The following is a 17,071-nucleotide window of genomic DNA, read 5'->3' as shown; positions in this document are numbered from 1 at the left end:
TCGGGAGAGCGGGAACGGGCGAGCCGGCCGGCGCTCTCTCTGGACCGCTCCGGCTCAAACCCATCCCGGCCAAGCTCTCCCTCTCGTCACGCCGCTGCCCTCACAGCGCGCCACTACGCGATGCGCTCGTCGCGCGTTGCGTTGGCGAGCCTCAGCAGCAGATCGCCGTGGCACGGACGCGGCGCGCAGTAGCAGACGAGATCGCGGCCGCGAAGCTCGTCGAGCGCGCGCAGCAAGTGATGCTGATCGGCGAGCCAGCGCTCGTGTTTCGCGATGACAGCGGCGCGGTCGCCGTCCGGGCCGATCCGGAACGGATTGCCCCATTTGCTGCCGCGGCCGATGTAGACGGCGCCCGCCGGCACGCCTGCGTGATGCTTGTTGAGAACCCTGCACATGCGATCGCCTCCTGATCTCCTATGGCGACGGGACGCGGCTGAGATGCGGCAGGTCACGCATCGGGAGCCGATGCGGAAACGGCTCGCCCGTTGACCAGCGAGCCGCCGCGTCCAGACAGGCCCGCGGCGCGAGAGATCAGGGGGGCGGTTCGTCCGGCAGGGTTGCGGACGGCGGCACGTAGGCGTCGAACGGATTGCCGTCAGCGAGATGGCCAAACGGTGTGAACACGAAATCCGTGCCGTCGCGCCCGACAGCGCAGATGACGAAGCGCGCCTCGCCGGTGACGGCGTCGGTGCATTCCATAAGCGCGAGGTTGCCATCAGCCGCGGCCCGCAGCAGCGTCGCGAAATTGGCGCGTGCGTGATCGGGGATGCTCATGCCGCACCTCGCTTGCTGCGCTTGGCCGAGAGCGTGGCGTCGAGCCAGGGATTGGTTGCAATCCAAGCCACGGTCTTGCGACGGCCGAGGTCGAGGACGTGCGCGCCGCCCCCGAAGGCGTTCACGCGCGGGCGCGAACACGTGTTTGCCCATTGGAAGCCCCAGCGCCCAGTGAGGCCGAATTCCTCGGCACATCGGAGCACGAAGTCGATCACGGTCTGCGCATCGCCGGTAGCATCGTCGCGAATCCAGAGCTGGCTTCCGCCATGCTCTGGCTGGATGGACAGGAGAAACGCATCGGACGGCGGGTCCTCCGCGGCGTTCGCCTCCATCATGCGGCTGTAGAGATCGAGCGCACGCGCGGCGTTCTCCGGCGTGCCGAGGTCGAGAAGACAGGAGAAGTGTGTGAAGAAATCGGCCATGTCAGCCTCCTGAAACGACAAAGCCCGGCGCGTGCCGGGCTGGTTGAAAGACGGGGTTTCTGCCTGAGCGTCAGAGCCGGAATTGGACGACGAGCCGCTGCGCGTTGGCGTGATGCTCGAGCATCTCGCGGTAGAAGCGCTTGCGCGCGTCCCGCTTGGAGGGATCGCGGCGAGCCGATTGCGCGAGCTTGCGCCGCGCAGCGCGGATCACCGTGCGGTTGCTGGCCCAGACCGTGACGTCGAGGCGGAGATAGGCGCCGTACATCTCAGTCCCCCTTCGCGTCCTTCGCCGCTCGCAGGGCGGCGAGTGCTGCGCGGAACTCGGCTGCGCCGACTTCCTCGGTGAGATCGGTGTTGGCGGCGACGGACAGGCAAGCGGCATGAACGTCGTCATCCGATACTGCGTTCGGCGTCAGACCCTCGAAGTCATGATCGGTCTCGATGATCGATGCGATCTGGTCGCGAACGCGATCCTCCTGGAGCTGTGCAAGGACGTGATAGGGCCGCGGTGCCGCGACGGGCTCGTCGGGATCGCGAGCGCCGGCCAGGATCGCTTCGGCCTTTGCGATCGCGGCGTTTGCGCGCGCGAGCCAGTATGCGTCTGTCCGTCGCTCGGCCCTCTGATCCGCAACGAAGATCTTGAGGAGGCCGAACAGCACCTCGAAGTGCGCGGCCTTGCGATGGATGGTCTCATCGAAATGCGATGGGACCGGGACAGTCTCACCCGAATAGGCGGCGTCAGCGCCGAGCCAGATGCCGGTAACATAGGTTTCGCCGGCGGCCTCGTAGTCGAGCTTGTCGTTCGACCAGTCATCGTCCTCGATGGCCTGACGGCAGGCTTCGGCCGGAGTCGCGGCCTCATAGGTTCGCTGCCGGTAGACCGGCACACGATAGGTCGTTTCAACGGTATAGGTGGGCATGACAGGCTCCTGAAACGAGAAAGCCCGGCGCGAGGGCCGGGCCGTTGAGGGTTTAGTGAGGAGAGAGCTGGCTAGTAGCCGAACTCCCACGAGGGCCAGGACTGGCCGTCATCGGCGGCGCTCACCGCTTCATCGAGATAGTCGGTGTGCCCTTCGACGAAGGTCGGGTTCTCGACGGGCGTTTCGTCGATCACCGTCACGCTGCTGACGAGGCCGTCCTCGACCTCGACGTGGACCGGCACGAAATACTGGAAGACGACGCGGCGCGGCGTGGCCGAGCTGAGCTTGGTCATCGGAATGCTCCTTGTTGAGAAATGGCGGGAGCGATTGAAGCCACCCCCGCCATGGTCGCGTTACTCGGCGGCGATCATCGCCGGGTCGTCGACATCGACCTCGCCGTCACCTGGCTGCTCGTCCTCATCGTCGGCGAGGAAGGCCGGCAGCGCATCGTCGGCTTCGGCCTCGTTCGCCTCCGCCGTGGTCGTCGCGTCGGCATCGGCGGAACGCAGCGGCTCCGGCAGCCAACCGGTATCCGCGAGCAGACGCTCGGCCTCCTTGGCCATGTCGGCCTTCTTGAGGTGGTCGATAAGCTGCGCCTTCTCCTCGCCGAGTGCTTCTCGCACGGCTTCGACGATCCGACTCTTGGTGACGCGGCCGAGATAGTTCGCCGCGGTCGGGCGCCATCCAGCCTCCACCATGTCAAGGCCCGTGGCGCGCGCGAGGCGGTCGGCGTCGCGCATCCGCCGGTCGAGGCCGTGCTGCGAGACGCCGTTGCCGCTATAGGGATTCGGACGCTCGTGAAGAGCGTTGATCCCATAGCTGACGCAATGTGCGAGCAGTGCGAGACGGCTCGCATCGTCAAGCCCCGCGATCCAGTCCCACAGCCGATCGTCGTCCTCGATCGGCATGTCGGCCTTCCACGCTTCCACACGGGCCTGGATGGCCTTCGCGGAAGCGCTGTCCTTCAGGTCGGTGGCCTGAACGGGAAAGTGAACCTCCCGAACGGCTGCCTCGACGGCGGAGCCGTGCGCGTTGCGCTTGAAGGCGTCGAGCACCAGCTTGTGCAGGAGCGCCGTGAGAGCGACGTGCGGATGGTTGGCGACTGATTCCCGCAGAGCCAGCGTGCGGTGCGCAGTGAGCTCGATGACCAGGCGCTCGGGCAGCGGTTTGACGCCATCATCGTCCTCATCTTCGTCGCCCTCCGGCTCTTGTCCGCCGATGGTGATGACAGCGCGCTGAACGGACGGCGTTGTGGGAACATCAATCCCACCGTCCTCTCCATCGACCTCAGCGTCGGCGCCGTCGACGGCAACAGGCGCATCGTCCTCGGGCCGCACATAGCCACGGTTGACCACGACGTCGCCGTCGCGGTCCACGCTGACAAAGACCCCGGCGCGAGCGATGTCGGCGGGATCGTAGACGACCGGACGCTTCTCGAAGGCCTCGAGAGCCTCCTCGATCTCACCCAGGCGCTGATCGATCTCGTCCGGCAGCTCGTCGGCGCCGTCATACTCCGCCTCGAGCCGATCGTATTCGGCGCGCAGCGTCTCGCGTTCGGCCCGTTCCTCGTCGGTGAGATCAACGGAAGCGCCGGCGATCTGGCGCAGACCATGATCGTAGCCATACGGCAGGTCGAGGTCGATCTTCACCCACTTCCAGCCTTCGCTGGCGATCTCCTCGGCCACGGTCTTGAGCCGCTCGCCGACCAGGCGGTGAAGCAGCGCTGGGTCCTGGAGCCAGCCGCCATTATCGTCCTCGAACAGGTCGCGCAGCACCGCGCCGCCGGCCGCGACATACGCGTCGGCGCCGACAAAGCGCGCGCGCTTGTCCGAGGCCGGGATCGTGGTCTCGGTCAGCAACTGGCGGATATGCCAGGGCTGCCGATTGTACGAATGCTGCACGGCTTCCCACACCTGCTCCTGACGCGCATGATCGGGGTTGACGGTGAAGGCCATCAGCATGTCGAGCGTCATGCTCTCCTGGGCATAAGCGTCGCGCAGGACGGGCGAGACCGCGTTGAGACGCAGCCGCTGCTTCACGACCTGCACCGTCGTGAGATAGGCCGCGGCGATTTCTTCCTCGGTCATGCCCTTGTCGAGCATGTCCTGGAATGCGCGGAATTGGTCGAGAGGATGAAGGCCCGCGCGCAGAAGGTTCTCGGCGAGGGAGTCGTCTTCGGCGAGAATCTTGGTGTCGGACTTCCGAACGATACAGGGGACGAGCCCGTCCTTCGGGAAGCGCTTGGCCTTCACCAGGCGCTCGATCGCGCGATAGCGGCGCCCGCCCGCCGGCACCTCGAACATGCCGGTCTCGTTGCCGTCCTCATCGAGGATGGCGCGGACGTTGAGGCCCTGGACGAGGTCCTCGCGTCGGCCGATGTCGTGGACCAGCTCGTCGAGCTCGGCTTCCGGCCGGGTTCGCCGGACGTTGGCCTCCGAGAGCACGAGCTTGTTGAAGGGAATGTCGCGCGAGCGCGAGAAGACGATCTTCTTGGCAGCCTTTGCCATGTCGGGATACTCCGCGACGGGCGCCGAGAGCCTCTCTCTCGGCTTCCAACCCGTCACAAAGCGAAGCGCCGCCCTCTACCTCTGAGGACGGCGCCGCCGGCAGATGATCCGGTTTTCCGCAAGGCGGAGATACAGACGTGTGCGTTTCCAGCTTTGCGGGTTTCAGGATGGGCGCGTTACGTCCCATCGCGGCGCGGCCGCGCTGCGCGGTAGAGGATGCGTTCCGCCGCGCGGATGCTCCCCGCCTCGCGAGCGGCTTCCGCCCAGACCGAGAGCGAGAAATCGCCGGTGAACAGGATGTCGCGTTCGATCCCCATCCCGAACGGCAGATGGATCGAGGTCAGTTCTTCGAGGGAGAAACTGCCTAGCTCGGGATCGCCGAGATCGGCGAGTCCGAAGAGCGTATCGCCGTCCGCGTCCAGCTCGGTCGCGAGCCAGACGCCTTCACCCAGCGGGTTGAAGAACTTGACGACGGGCACATGGTCAGCGCCGCGTTCAAGCCCATTGGCGAGCAGTCGCTCGCGCAGGCCATCGGTCAGGAGGATCATGCCGCCCTCCTGTCGTTCGCGGGTTCGCTGGCCGTCTCGGTTTCGGGGAGGAAGGCAAGCAGCCAGTCAGCCGCCTTGCTGGCCTGGGACGCGGCGCGAACGATGGCACGATTATCCTCGCGCAACACCTCCAGCCACGAACCGATGTAGTCGGCGTGTCGCACGGTCGGGACAATGCCGAGCGAAGCGCAGCAGAACGCCGCGTTCATCTCGGCGACCAGTTCCTCGAACGCGTATTTCTTCGAGCCGAAGGAGCCGGAGAGGTCGCGGCCGAGACGCGATGCATGACCTGTTGCATGGCCAAGCTCATGCAGGGCCGTGCGGTGCCAGTCGATGGTTTGGAAGTACGCCTGCGGAGGCGGGACCTGCACGTAGTCATGCGTCGGCACGTAGAAGGCGCGGTTGCCGCCGATGCGAAAGGCGATGCCGGTCTTCTTGATCAGCGCTTCGACGCGCGGCTCGATCAGGTCGGGCTCCGGCGCAGGCGCCGCGACCGCAAGGTCGTCGGGCAGATCCTCGCACTGCGCGACGTTGAACACGGTGAAGCGCTTGAGGAACGGAATCGCCTGCGCCTCCTCACCGGTCTCCTGCGCACGCTTCTTCTCGTCGTCGGGAACGAAGCGATCGGCGTAGACGACCGTGGTGCCACGCTCGTCCTTGCGGACATGGCCGCCGAGCGACAGTGCTTGGCGAAAGGTCAGCCAGCTCTGGAGGGGAAAGCCGTGCTCGATGACCGCGCCCCACAGGATCAGCACATTGATCCCCGAATACTGCCGGCCGGTCGCGGCGTTCGCTGGCATGGCAAGCGGCGCCTTTGCGGCCGCCGTTCCCCAGGGCTGGACCCAGGGCACACGCCCAACCTCCAACTCGGCGATGATCTTGTTGGTGATGTCGTCGTAGAGACTCGCGCGGTCCGCACGGGCGCGAGCATGATGATGATGTCTGGACATCGCGGTTCTCCGCGACGGGCGCCGGAGGCCTCTCCTCCAGCCCTCAACCCGTCACGGAAAACCCGATCCGCACTCTCACTCTAAGGGGGCGTTGCGGGGCAGGCTGTGCAAAAACGCGAACGCCATTGGCGGCAGATCGGCAGATCATACCAGCGCGAAGGCTCCGATCACCCCCGTGCCATCAGCGTTTGTACTCCAAAGGCGTTTGAGGCACGGATAAGGTTGAAGGCGAGAACCGAGAGCGCTGCTTCCGCCTTCACTCGCCTCAGTCCTCGTGTCAGGAAGCGTCCTCCGCCGGTCATTCTTTTGATGGTCCCGAAGGGATGCTCGACGGTGCAACGACGAACCGTCATCAGATCAGGATTCTCGTGGATTCGCCGTTCCATACGGTCGAGCGCCCCCTGGTCCACAAGCCGATGGATCGTGCGCTGGTATCCTGGCGTGCATTGTCCTTTGATCTGGCAAGTCTGGCAGGCCGGCGTCCGGTATCGAATGGCGCGATTGCGGGTGTGCTTGCCCTTCGGGTGCATGATGGCTCCGGCCGGACAGCGGATGGTGTCTGTCCCTTCGTCATGAACGAACTGTATGGGCCGGAAGTATTCCGCCCTCATGGCGCCCCGTTTGATTGGGGCGGCGACGCGAACGCCATCCTGTTCGCAACGGGCAACTTCCTGGGCGTTCGAGTATCCCCCATCGGCCAGAACGTCCAGTTCGTCGACTTCGAGAACCTCTTTCGTGGCCATCGCTATCGGGTGAAGCAACTGGCTGTCGTTGGCCTCGTTGGCGACATCTTGATGAACGATCAAGCCACTTTCGACGTCGACGACACTCTGCATATTGTATGCGGGGAACTTCGGTGCGCGGCCATAGCCCATCGGTCTTGCGTCCGGTTCTCCGAAGACGACGACATCCGTGTCGTGATCGCCAAGCTCGGATTGCCGCCGCTCAAGTCTCGCCTTCCGGCGCTCCAGCGAACCGATAGCCTGGGCAAAGGCATCACGATGAACCGTCTGATCCTCGATCCCTTGGGCGGTATGCTCATCGGCAATGTTGAGACGGTCGAGATAGTAGGCGATTTCCGCTTCAGTATGCGCAATGTCTCTGGCAAGGCGTTCGGCCCCGGCAATGTTCTTGGCGCTGGCCACCGCCCGCATCTTGGTGCCATCCAGCGCGACCTTGCCGCCCGCGATCAGCCCGGCTTCGCGACAGAAGCGGATGAAGGCAGCACCTGCGCCGACTATGGCTTCCGGGTTGTCGTGCCGGAATGCGGCGATCGTCCGGTAGTCGGGCGACATGCGCCGCATCAGCCAAATCGCCTCAAGATCACGCTCGCAGGCACGTTCCAATTGTCGGGAGGAGCGAAGCTGGTTCAGATAGCCCCAGACATAGAGGCGCAGCATATCGCCAGGGTGGAAGCCCGGGCGTCCGGTCGTCGCCGAGACTGTGCGACCGAAGCCGAGTGCCGCAAGATCGAGAGTCTCGACGAACGCGTCAACGACCCGGACGAGCGCCTCGGGGGCAACATAGTCGTCAATGCAGGGAGGAAGTAGACTGGGTTGATGGCGGTCGTGACCTTCGATGAAGCGGGTCATCAAACTTCCTCCGGCGGGCCTCGTTCAATCCATTTCGGATTCAGGCGGTGACACTCACCCGTTCGACCTCGACGGTGATGTGGGAGAGTTCGTGTATTTCCGCGAGGCGAGCCTTGTAGTGCGACGGTTCTCGGGGAGCGCTCGATACCACCGAGAGGATGGCGGCGTGGTGTCCTGGCCCAACCTGCCAGACATGCAGGTCTGCAATCCGGTCGGTGTCGGTTTCCAGCGCCTCGCGGATTTCCGCGGGCAGATCCTCGTCATCGGGAAGCCTATCCAGCAGGACGCCGCCGGAATCACGGATCAGCCCCCAAGACCAGCGTGCGATCACCAGCGCGCCGACGACGCCCATGAGGGGATCGGCCCAGAGCCAGCCATAGCTGCGTCCGGCCAGCAATGCCACGATGGCGAGGATAGAGGTCAGCGCATCCGCCAGCACATGCAGATAGGCGGCGCGGAGGTTGTTGTCGCGTGCATGCTCATGGTGGCCGTGGTCATGATCGTGCTCGTGTGCATGATGGTGCCCATGGTGATGATGGGAATGATCGTCGCGAAGCAGCCAGGCGCAGACAAGATTGACCACCAGTCCCACCACGGCGACGGCGATGGCCTGCCCGAAGCTGATCTCGACCGGATTGGCCAGCCGCACGAGGCTCTCCCAGCCGATCAGCAACGCGATCAGGGCAAGGACGACGGCGCTGGCAAAGCCACCAAGATCGCCGAGCTTGCCGGTGCCGAAGGTGAAGCGGCGATCATCGGCGTGGCGGCGCGCGTAGAGGTAAGTCAGCGCGGTAATCAGCATCGCGCCGGCATGGGTGGACATGTGCCAACCATCGGCCACCAGCGCCATCGAGCCATAGACCGTACCCGCGACGATCTCGACGACCATCATCGACGCGGTCAGGGCGATGACCAGCCAAACCCTATATTCGTTCCGTCGGTGGTCGCGCCCGAGGAAGTTGTGATCGTGGGTATGTGTTGAGATGTCGACTGCGGACATGTGACTTGGCTCCCGCCGGCGTTCCGGCTTACTTCATGTAGGTTCGGATGACTTCGATCAGTTCTTCGCCGCCCTGCCGGCGGTCGGCGTCGGTTTCAGCATGAAGCACATGCTCGCGCAGATGATCCTCCATCACCTCGGCAGTCAGCCCGCTCATTGCGCCGCGGGCAGAGGCGAGCTGGCGCAGGATTTCGCCGCAGGGTTTCTCGGCCTCAAGCGCGCGCTCGATCCCCTCGATCTGACCTTTCAGGCGGCGCACTCGGGCAATCAGCTTCTCTTTGTCGCGGATGGTGTGAGACATGGCGGTGGCTAACCTCTCCTCCAAATGGTATAGGGTACTATACTATATAAGGTGGGATTGGTGAAGTCATGGAATGGACCGAAGACCGGATCGAATGGGTGGCTGACGGCAAGCCGGTCACCGTCGGATTGACGCGCGCCGGTACTGGTCCGGGCATGTTGCTGCTGCCCGCGCTCAGCTCGATCTCCATGCGCGAAGAGATGCGTCCATTGCAGGAAAGGCTGGCCGAGCACTACGCGACAGTTGCGATCGACTGGCCAGGTTTCGGTACGCTGCCGCGGCCGAAGGTGGATTGGCGACCGGATATTTATCGGGATTTCCTGCGCTTCGTGCTGGCCGAGGTCATCCGGCCCGAGATTACTGTCGCGGCGGGCCATGCCACCGGCTACGTGCTGGCGCAGGCGGCGGCCGATCCCGATAGCACCGGCCGCCTCGTCCTGGTGTCGCCAACCTGGCGTGGCCCGCTACCGACCATGGCAGGAAAGCGGTTGGGCCTGTTCCGGGCGCTCGCCAAGGGTGTCGACCTGCCGCTCGCGGGCGCAGCCTTCTATCGGCTCAACGTCACCGGACCGGTCATCGGCATAATGGCGCGGGGCCATGTCTATGCTGACCCCGCATGGCTGACGGGTGACAGGATGGCGGAAAAACGCACCGTCACCGAAGCACCGGGCGCGCGGTATGCATCGTTCCGCTTCGTCGCAGGTGAACTCGATCCGTTCCCGACCCGAGACCCCTGGCTCGGCGCCGCGAGCAGCATTCCGGGCAATATCTCTGTGCTCTATGCGGAAAGCACGCCCCGCAAGTCCAAGGCCGAGACGGCCATGCTCGCCAGCTTGGAAAATGTCAGCGTCACGGTTTTGCCGCGAGGCAAGCTGTCATTTTACGAAGAATATCCCGATGATACGGCAAAGGCGCTTCTGAGCGCACTGGCGTAGATGTGAGCGGGTTTGGCGGCGTTTTTGCACAGCCTGGGGGTCTCCCCGCAGAAGGGGTCGGCCGAGACATTGGCTCGGCCGCAGGGGAAGGCCTTCCCCTATTTGAGAAAGTCCGAATTGTCGTAGTTGAGATACGATAACGGCAACAAGTCAAAGCGAGTGCATCCGGTTGCCGCTGCCACCATGGAACGCCACTACGCGCTTCCGATAATGTGTCGATCTGCGCCAAGGGGGATCACCCATCCGCCGGCGCGATCGGCACGCGCGAATTCATCGTGCCTGGTGGTTGCGGCTAGCCGGTCGCGCACGGTCTTGGCCTCGCCCTCGATCGCCGCATCGATGAGATCCCGCTCTATGCCGACGAAGACCGGGCGCAGGTTGAGCCGGGCAAGCACATCCTGATCGGCGGGATTCGCGGTTGCGTCGGTCAGCGGTCCCGCCCGGGTGACGATTCCGCCAACGAGCCCGTCAATGGCGCTGGCGCCGTCCACTTCCTGTACAGGTGCAGCATTCAGGAGTGCTCTGGCGCTCGCGACGTCACGCTGAAGCCCGTGCTCAGAGCGTTCGCGGGTTAGCCGCCGAAGCGCGCCCGCGAACTCGGCATGGCCGAGCGGAGCGACCAGGTTGGCGATGTGGTGACGAAGCAGCCCGATGAAGACGGCGTCCTTGTCCTCCGCATCGATCGGCTCGCCTTCGTCGACCGGGTCACGGACTGACAGGTACGCTTGCGCTGGTCCATTTGTCGCAGCGCCCCAGCGCGTGGCGATCGCGACGCGCTTGATCGTCACCTTCCGTCCCCTAGCCGTCACGTCGATGCGCTGGGCCTGCGTCCATCCCCTGGTGAGCGCTTTGTCGGGACCGCTTGGGTCATGACAGCCTTTGGCCTCGGCCACGGTCAGGGACGTGAGATCGGCGGCGCAGGCCACCCAGTCCGGCAGATCGCCACGGGAGCGGCGGACGATATCGATGCGGCGCCGGCCATCGAGGAGCAGCGATCGGCTCGTGAGATGCGCGAAGATGGAAAGGTCGAGGTAGCGCTCGAGATAGGCGCGCGCCACAAAGCGTCCGAACAGGCCCGACAGCGCGACCTTCACCTCGCGAGCTTGTCCGAGAGGCTCCTTGAAGATGAACGGTGTGCCCGGACCCGTCGCGGCGAGCAGGGCATCCAGAATGGACCACGCGCCATAAGCAGCGCCGGGAGTCTGAAGCACCTCGCGGATGCCGGCGTCCTCGATCTCGGAAACCTCCAGATCGACGGTCGGGCCAGCGACGGGGCTCGCCGCTGCTGGACCGAAAGCTATGGATGAAGGTTCGCGTCACAGCGCCAACGCCCGCTTGAGATCGCCGTGCTCAAAAGCGCTGGCCATCCGGGTGATCTCGGCGGGCCGGGCGCCGGCCTCTTTCGCGGTCGCCCGCCAGGTCGCCGTCACGGCCGCGACGTCCTTGATGATGGCGCGTGCCGCCGCGAGGCCGAGGCCGAAGTACTCCGAGGCCGCCTCGAGGAGATCGATCGAGCAGGTGCCTTCGTCTAGATCGATGTTCGTCGTCAGCACGCGGGCCTTAAGGTCGGTAGGGACGGGGTTGAGGTCATAGACGGGGGAGAGTGACCAGCCCGCCTTGCCAAGCCATAGGAAGCCATGGTTGCGCAGGTGATCATCCACATTCGAGATCAGCACATTGAGGACGACGCGACGGTACAGCGCCTGCGCGTCGGTCTTCGCTTGCGCCCCGTGGCGCGTCAACGCATCGACGATTTCGGGATAGCTGCCGCGCTCGCCGTCCTTCGATCCGGTCATGGCCATGGCGGAGAGGAACGGGATGCGATTGGCAGCGTCCCTATCGAAGCGCCGAGACAGGAGCACCGCCTTTCCGCCGACCCGCAGCAATTCGTGGGAGGGCGTGGCGATGCCGGCGCGCGCCGCCAGGCGCAAGGCGATCTCCTCCCAGGTCTCCAAGCTGTAGTCGTCGGTTTCCTTGGGGAACTTCGCGATGGAGAGGCGGCCGTGCTGATCGATGACCGACGCCTTGGGGCGTGAACCTCCAAGCGACGATCCGGGTGCGAAGATGAGCTGGAGATCCTCGTCCGTCTCCTCGTCGCGAAGAACGCGCTCCGTCACGGCGAGGAGGCGCCCGAGCTCGATCAGGGCGGGCACGCCCGCGCGAAGCGGCGCCTGAAACACATCATCGCCTGCCCAGCGGAAGCGGAGCGCGCCAAGACGGGTCTCATCGGCGACGCCGAGAAGATAGTCGCTCTCGGCAAGAGTTCTGACCGCGCGGCCTTCGCGCTCGGCGAGGCGCCGCTCGGCGCGCTGCATGAGGCGGCGCCCCCAAGTGTCGGGGGCCGAGTCGCCGAGGGATCCGAAGATGGCCTGTCCGGCCGGCGGCGCGAAGCCGCCGCGGGTCAATGCAAGGGCAGGCTCGATCGAGAAACGGTCCGGATCGGCGAGCCATTCCGGCGCGTATTCGAACACGACGGTCTCGTTGCCCCGCACCTTGTTGCTGCGCGCCAGGCCGACCGGACGGGTACGCCCTTCGAGATCGATATGGACTTCGATGTCAGCCATGATCGGTCGACCCCGGGGCGCGCTTGAGACGGACGCGCTTCGGCAGCTCCGCGCTGGCCAAGGCCTGGCCGATGCTGTCGCGGCTGATGTCGGCGATCTCGCCGAGGCCATCGAGCAGGCCAAGCGCCTGCAGGACGGCAGCATAGATGCCGATGCTGACATTTGCGTCGCCGGCTTCTACCCTTTGCAATGTCGAGCGGGACGTGAACGCGCGCTCCGCCACGACGGCCATCGGCAGCCGTCGGCGACGACGGGCATCGTGGATATCCGCGCCCAGCTTCCGTAGGACGCGCCGCACAGCGGCGGGAGGGTGATGAGGTGTCGGCATTGTGCTCTTCGTGCGTCTAAGACACCCATTACGTAGCACGAAGATTACAATTTATCTACCATGTAGGGGCGGGTCTGGCTCATAGGAGCCCGTCCACTTGAAGTGGCCGGGTATTGGCCGTACATTAGGTCAGGAGAAAAGCCATGCCCAATGCAGCATCCAGATCAACCAGAGGGCGCGCCCGAGCAGAGCGCTTGGAGGCTCGTGTAACCTCGGAACAGAAGAGTCTAATCGAACGTGCCGCCGCCCTCCAAGGGCGGACCGTGACAGACTTCGTGCTGACCAGCGTACAGGATGCGGCCCGCCGCGCTATCGAGGAACACAACCAGCTCGCTCTCTCCGTCCGCGACAGCGAGGCCTTCGTTGACGCGCTGCTGAACCCGAAGCCAGTCAATGATCGTCTGCGCGACACGGTGCGCCGCTACCGTGAGCGGGCCGGCGTTTGACAAGTGCCTGCTGGAAGAGACGAAAAGCTCCGCGTCGAGCCGCTGGCATCGAGCCATGACCGATCGAGGTTCGAGAGCGGCGTAGAGCCGCTGGACCGATATTTCCGGACACAAGCGGGCCAGGACGCGCGGAAGAATATGGCTGCGCCCTTCGTCCTGGTGCTGCCAGATGAGACTATCGCCGGCTACTACACGCTCTCTTCGACATCGGTGCAGCTCTCAGAACTGCCAGCGCAGATAGTGCGCAAGCTCCCGCGATACCCGCTCGTGCCGGCGACGCTTCTGGGTCGGCTGGCCGTCGATCGCCGCCAACAGGGGAAGGGTTATGGGCGTTTCCTGCTGGCCGACGCTCTCTACCGCGCCTCCCGAAGCGAGGTCGCCTCCTTCGCGGTGATCGTCGATGCGAAAGATGAGGGTGCCCGTCGCTTCTATGAACTGGAGAGTTTCCTGCCATTGCTGGACCAGCCCACGAAGCTGTTCAGGCCGATGGCAGACATCCGGCGGCTGTTCGAATAAGAAAAATTTCGGGGCACGGGGAAGTAATAATGATCGATAGACCTTCGCACATAGAAGTTGAGCAGGGCGCCTTTGTCGAAGTGCGGGGCAAGCCGTGGCTTGTGGAGGCGTTGCTTGGTGATGACGGCGACCTGCCTACGCTCAGCTTATCCTGCATTTCAGATGATGCTCAAGGCGAACACCTCGACATTCTATGGGATGCTGAGATTGCCAGGAGGATCCTCGATGAGGATCGATGGGCAAGTGTCGGCGTCGGCAATCCAGACAGCGCGGACGTTCTGGCCGCGCATATCCGGGCAATCCGATGGCGGTCCGCGACAGCCGCCGATCGGGATTTGCTGCAAGCGCCGTTCCGCGCGGGCATCAGGCTCGACGCCTATCAGCTTCTCCCTCTGCGCAAGGCGCTGCGTCTGCCGCGCGTCAATCTGCTGATCGCCGACGATGTCGGTCTCGGCAAGACGATCGAAGCGGGCCTTGTCGCGCGGGAACTCCTGCTCAGACGGCGGGTGGACTTCATCGTGATCGCGGCGCCGCCGGCGATGACGGTGCAGTGGAAGGACGAGCTGGAGGCGAAGTTCGGTCTTTCGTTCGAGATCATAGACAGGGACCGCATCAGCGAGCTGCGGCGCTTACGGGGGTTCTCCGTAAATCCGTGGACCACGGGGTCACGTTTTATCGTGTCGCATCGCCTGCTGACCGACGAGACCTATGCCGGGGGCCTACGCGATGTCCTTGGGGAGTTTCGTACGCGGGCTCTGTTCATCCTGGACGAAGCCCACCACGCCGCTCCATCGGCAGGCACGCGATACGCCATCTCAAGCCAGCTCACGAAAGCGGTCAGGGAGCTCGCGGAGCGCTTCGAGCATCGGCTGTTCCTGACCGCCACACCCCATAACGGGCACTCCAACAGCTTCTCCGCTCTTCTCGAGATGCTCGACCCACAGCGCTTCACGCGCGGCGTCGAGGTCCGGCCGCGCGATCTCGAGCCGGTCATGGTCCGTCGGCTGAAGGCCGATCTCCGCCGTCTCGGCGAGGCATTTCCGGAACGGGTCATCGAGCCGATCTCGATTGACGGACTGCCGGAGGACGCTCCCGAACTGGCGCTCGCACGACTGCTTGCCGCCTATGGCGAGCTGCGCATGAAGCGTATAGCAAAGCTGAGCAGTCAGAAGGCGGCACTCGCCAAGCTAGCCTTTGTCGGCCTTCAACAGAGGCTTCTGTCGTCGATTGCCGCCTTCGCTCGAACGCTGAAGACCCACCGCGTCACCCTACAAAAGGTGCTTAATGGTGAAGAGGTCGCTCGCGCGACGGCGGCCGCGACCGCGTTCGTGGCCGCGCCGACACCGGAGGACAACGCCGAGCTGGGCCTAGAAGAGGAAGACGCGGAAAAGGCAATGGCCGCCGACGAAGACGCGGAAGCCGCCACCGCTTCCGCGGCCGGCGTCGTCGACGCCACGCTGGAGGACCTGCGCGCCGAACTGGCGGTTGTCGACGAGATGCTCGCGCTGGCCGAAAAGCACGCCGCGCGGCCTGACGCGCGCGTGAACTGGCTGGTTGAGTGGATCCGCAAGTCTATGCTGGACGGCCAACAGTGGAATCGGCGCCGGCTGATCATCTTCACCGAGTGGGAGGATACGAGGCGCTGGCTGGAAAGGCGGTTGCGGGAACGGCTGGCCGATACCGACGGCATTGACGATCGGATCGGCGTCTTCAGCGGTGCCACGGGGTCGGATCGCCGCGAGCAGATCAAGCACGCCTTCAACGCCGATCCCGATAGTGAGCCCCTGCGGATTCTGATCTGCACCGACGCAGCACGGGAGGGCATCAACCTTCAATCCTACTGCTCGGATCTCCTGCATTTCGATCTGCCGTGGAATCCATCACGCCTGGAGCAGCGGAACGGCCGCATCGATCGCAAGCTCCAGCCTGCGAAGCAGGTCTTCTGCCGCTATTTCCGATACGAGCAGCGCGAGGCGGACATCGTTCTCGATGCGTTGGTCTGGAAGACCGAGACCATTCGCGAGGAACTCGGCTCGGTCGGCCAGGTTATCGAGGACCGCATCGCCAAGCGGCTGGCCGAAGACGGCATCGGGCGCGGACAGGGGAAGGCGCTCGCTCGCGCGATCTCCGAAGAGAACGACACGGAGCGGCTCGGCAAGGCCCAGTCCGAAATGGACGATGAGGAGAAGGTCCGCCACGAGCGTCTTTTGAAGGAACAGGACGATCTGAGGCGGATCCTCGAACGCTCCCGGGAAAGGGTTGGCGTCGATCCCGACGATCTTGAGCGGGTCGCTGCCGCGGCGTTGTCGCGGGCAGGCTTCGCCCTCAATAGTGCGCGCGGCGAGAGCGTTGGCAGGACCGTGACCTATCGGCTGGATCCGTCCGATCCCGCTTTCTCCAGGGACGCCGGGTGGGACGACGCCTTCGACGACCTGCGGGTTCGGCCGCGCAAGCGCGGCGAGCGGCTCGGCGATTGGCGGCGCAACGCTTCGATCCGATCTATCGCTTTCGAGCCCCCAGTTCTCGACGACGGGCGCGACGCCACCGACGTCGTGCAGGTGCATCTGGAGCATCGCCTGGTCCGGCGTCTCATTTCGCGTTTTCTCAGTCAGGGGTTCCAGTCGAATCTGTCGCGATTCTCAGTCATCACCGGCCCAGGCGCGCAACCGCGTGTCGTGCTGATGGGCCGCCTGGCCGTCTATGGCGCCGGCGCGGCCCGGCTGCATGAGGAGATAATCCCGATCACGGCCATCTGGACGGAATCCGAACGGGGCCGAAAGCCGCTCCGAACGCTGGGAGAGAGCGGGGAGGAAAGAACGCTGAATCAGCTTGAAGACGCGCTGCGCACCGCGCGCGAAGCCCCCGCGGCGGCGATCGCACGAATTCAGACGCTCGTCTCCCAGGACATCGCCGACTTGACCCCCGCCCTCGAAGCCATCGCCAAGGAACGCCTTGCCGCCGTCAAGACACAACTCGCTAAGCGTGGAGATGAGGAGGCGCGGTCGTTAGCGAGCTTGCTGGAGCAGCAGCGGGATAGGATTGGTAGAGCCTCGAAGGAGTTCAATCCCGATCAGCTCACCCTCGACCTCGTGCCCGAAGAACGGCGCGAGCGCGAAGCCGACCGGCGGCACTGGCAAACGCGCCTCGCACGCCTCGAACAGGAGCTTCGCGACGAGCCGAAACGTCTGCGCGAATCCTATGAGGTGAAGGCCCATCGGTTGGAGCCGGTCGGCATCGTCTATCTCTGGCCGGTGTCGGGGTGAGCGCG

General features: G+C 64.7%; 19 protein-coding genes. 4 read left to right on the top strand and 15 right to left on the bottom strand.

The features are described from left to right. Window positions 1–113: 113 nt before the first annotated feature. The 12 genes from GGQ63_RS18715 to GGQ63_RS18660 all read right to left on the bottom strand — a co-directional run bounded on the left by GGQ63_RS18715 (window position 114) and on the right by GGQ63_RS18660 (window position 9,014). Window positions 114–395: a DUF4326 domain-containing protein gene (locus GGQ63_RS18715; RefSeq protein ID WP_183858129.1), complete on the bottom strand. Its 282-nt coding sequence runs from the start codon at window positions 393–395 to the stop codon at window positions 114–116. Between the two features lie 136 nt (window positions 396–531). Next, window positions 532–774 (bottom strand): DUF6117 family protein, encoded by a 243-nt coding sequence (locus tag GGQ63_RS18710; RefSeq protein WP_183858128.1) that lies wholly within the window; start codon window positions 772–774, stop codon window positions 532–534. Beyond that, window positions 771–1,196 carry a hypothetical protein gene (locus tag GGQ63_RS18705; protein ID WP_183858127.1) on the bottom strand — a complete coding sequence of 142 codons (426 nt, stop codon included), beginning with the start codon at window positions 1,194–1,196 and terminating at the stop codon, window positions 771–773. Before GGQ63_RS18705 ends, GGQ63_RS18710 begins: the two co-directional genes overlap by 4 nt. Before the next feature lie 70 nt (window positions 1,197–1,266). Then, window positions 1,267–1,461 (bottom strand): hypothetical protein, encoded by a 195-nt coding sequence (locus tag GGQ63_RS18700; RefSeq protein ID WP_183858126.1) that lies wholly within the window; start codon window positions 1,459–1,461, stop codon window positions 1,267–1,269. 1 nt (window position 1,462) lies between these two features. Next, on the bottom strand, window positions 1,463–2,116 hold the full coding sequence (locus GGQ63_RS18695) for a hypothetical protein (RefSeq protein ID WP_183858125.1): 654 nt from the start codon (window positions 2,114–2,116) through the stop codon (window positions 1,463–1,465). Window positions 2,117–2,187: 71 nt separating this feature from the next. Next, window positions 2,188–2,409 carry a hypothetical protein gene (locus GGQ63_RS18690; protein WP_183858124.1) on the bottom strand — a complete coding sequence of 74 codons (222 nt, stop codon included), beginning with the start codon at window positions 2,407–2,409 and terminating at the stop codon, window positions 2,188–2,190. 60 nt (window positions 2,410–2,469) lie between these two features. Beyond that, window positions 2,470–4,623 (bottom strand): ParB N-terminal domain-containing protein, encoded by a 2,154-nt coding sequence (locus GGQ63_RS18685; RefSeq protein WP_183858123.1) that lies wholly within the window; start codon window positions 4,621–4,623, stop codon window positions 2,470–2,472. 176 nt (window positions 4,624–4,799) lie between these two features. Then, entirely contained in the window at window positions 4,800–5,171 is a 372-nt protein-coding gene (locus GGQ63_RS18680) for a DUF2958 domain-containing protein (protein ID WP_183858122.1), read from the bottom strand. Next, on the bottom strand, window positions 5,168–6,121 hold the full coding sequence (locus GGQ63_RS18675) for an ArdC family protein (protein WP_183858121.1): 954 nt from the start codon (window positions 6,119–6,121) through the stop codon (window positions 5,168–5,170). The genes GGQ63_RS18680 and GGQ63_RS18675 overlap by 4 nt, the downstream gene beginning before the upstream one ends. 167 nt (window positions 6,122–6,288) lie before the next feature. Continuing rightward, window positions 6,289–7,713, bottom strand: a complete 1,425-nt coding sequence (locus tag GGQ63_RS18670) for an IS1182 family transposase (RefSeq protein WP_183858120.1) — start codon at window positions 7,711–7,713, stop codon at window positions 6,289–6,291. Between the two features lie 40 nt (window positions 7,714–7,753). Next, window positions 7,754–8,713: a CDF family Co(II)/Ni(II) efflux transporter DmeF gene (gene dmeF / locus GGQ63_RS18665; protein WP_183858119.1), complete on the bottom strand. Its 960-nt coding sequence runs from the start codon at window positions 8,711–8,713 to the stop codon at window positions 7,754–7,756. 28 nt (window positions 8,714–8,741) lie between these two features. Further along, window positions 8,742–9,014, bottom strand: coding sequence for a metal/formaldehyde-sensitive transcriptional repressor (locus tag GGQ63_RS18660; RefSeq protein WP_183858118.1), 273 nt, complete (start codon window positions 9,012–9,014; stop codon window positions 8,742–8,744). Between the two features lie 68 nt (window positions 9,015–9,082). Here GGQ63_RS18660 and GGQ63_RS18655 point away from each other — a divergent pair, with 68 nt between their 5' ends. Next, entirely contained in the window at window positions 9,083–9,949 is an 867-nt protein-coding gene (locus GGQ63_RS18655) for an alpha/beta fold hydrolase (protein WP_183858117.1), read from the top strand. Window positions 9,950–10,143: 194 nt separating this feature from the next. On the opposite strand, the gene GGQ63_RS18650 is transcribed toward GGQ63_RS18655, so the two are convergent. The 3 genes from GGQ63_RS18650 to GGQ63_RS18640 form a co-directional block, all read right to left on the bottom strand. Next, window positions 10,144–11,160 carry a hypothetical protein gene (locus GGQ63_RS18650; protein WP_246429873.1) on the bottom strand — a complete coding sequence of 339 codons (1,017 nt, stop codon included), beginning with the start codon at window positions 11,158–11,160 and terminating at the stop codon, window positions 10,144–10,146. Between the two features lie 105 nt (window positions 11,161–11,265). After that, window positions 11,266–12,513: a type II toxin-antitoxin system HipA family toxin gene (locus GGQ63_RS18645; RefSeq protein ID WP_183858116.1), complete on the bottom strand. Its 1,248-nt coding sequence runs from the start codon at window positions 12,511–12,513 to the stop codon at window positions 11,266–11,268. Further along, window positions 12,506–12,841 (bottom strand): helix-turn-helix domain-containing protein, encoded by a 336-nt coding sequence (locus tag GGQ63_RS18640; protein ID WP_183858115.1) that lies wholly within the window; start codon window positions 12,839–12,841, stop codon window positions 12,506–12,508. The genes GGQ63_RS18645 and GGQ63_RS18640 overlap by 8 nt, the downstream gene beginning before the upstream one ends. A gap of 143 nt (window positions 12,842–12,984) precedes the next feature. Here GGQ63_RS18640 and GGQ63_RS18635 point away from each other — a divergent pair, with 143 nt between their 5' ends. From GGQ63_RS18635 to drmD, 3 genes are read left to right on the top strand one after another with little or no spacing between them, the layout of a single operon-like run. Next, entirely contained in the window at window positions 12,985–13,287 is a 303-nt protein-coding gene (locus GGQ63_RS18635) for a type II toxin-antitoxin system TacA family antitoxin (protein WP_183858114.1), read from the top strand. Window positions 13,288–13,290: 3 nt separating this feature from the next. Next, window positions 13,291–13,803: a GNAT family N-acetyltransferase gene (locus tag GGQ63_RS18630; protein ID WP_183858113.1), complete on the top strand. Its 513-nt coding sequence runs from the start codon at window positions 13,291–13,293 to the stop codon at window positions 13,801–13,803. Window positions 13,804–13,832: 29 nt separating this feature from the next. Then, window positions 13,833–17,066 carry a DISARM system SNF2-like helicase DrmD gene (drmD, locus tag GGQ63_RS18625; RefSeq protein ID WP_183858112.1) on the top strand — a complete coding sequence of 1,078 codons (3,234 nt, stop codon included), beginning with the start codon at window positions 13,833–13,835 and terminating at the stop codon, window positions 17,064–17,066. The last annotated feature ends 5 nt before the right edge of the window (window positions 17,067–17,071 follow it).

The sequence above is a fragment of the Prosthecomicrobium pneumaticum genome (genome assembly GCF_014199915.1).
Lineage (GTDB): Bacteria > Pseudomonadota > Alphaproteobacteria > Rhizobiales > Kaistiaceae > Prosthecomicrobium > Prosthecomicrobium pneumaticum.
This window is presented reverse-complemented; position numbering and strand designations above follow the sequence as displayed.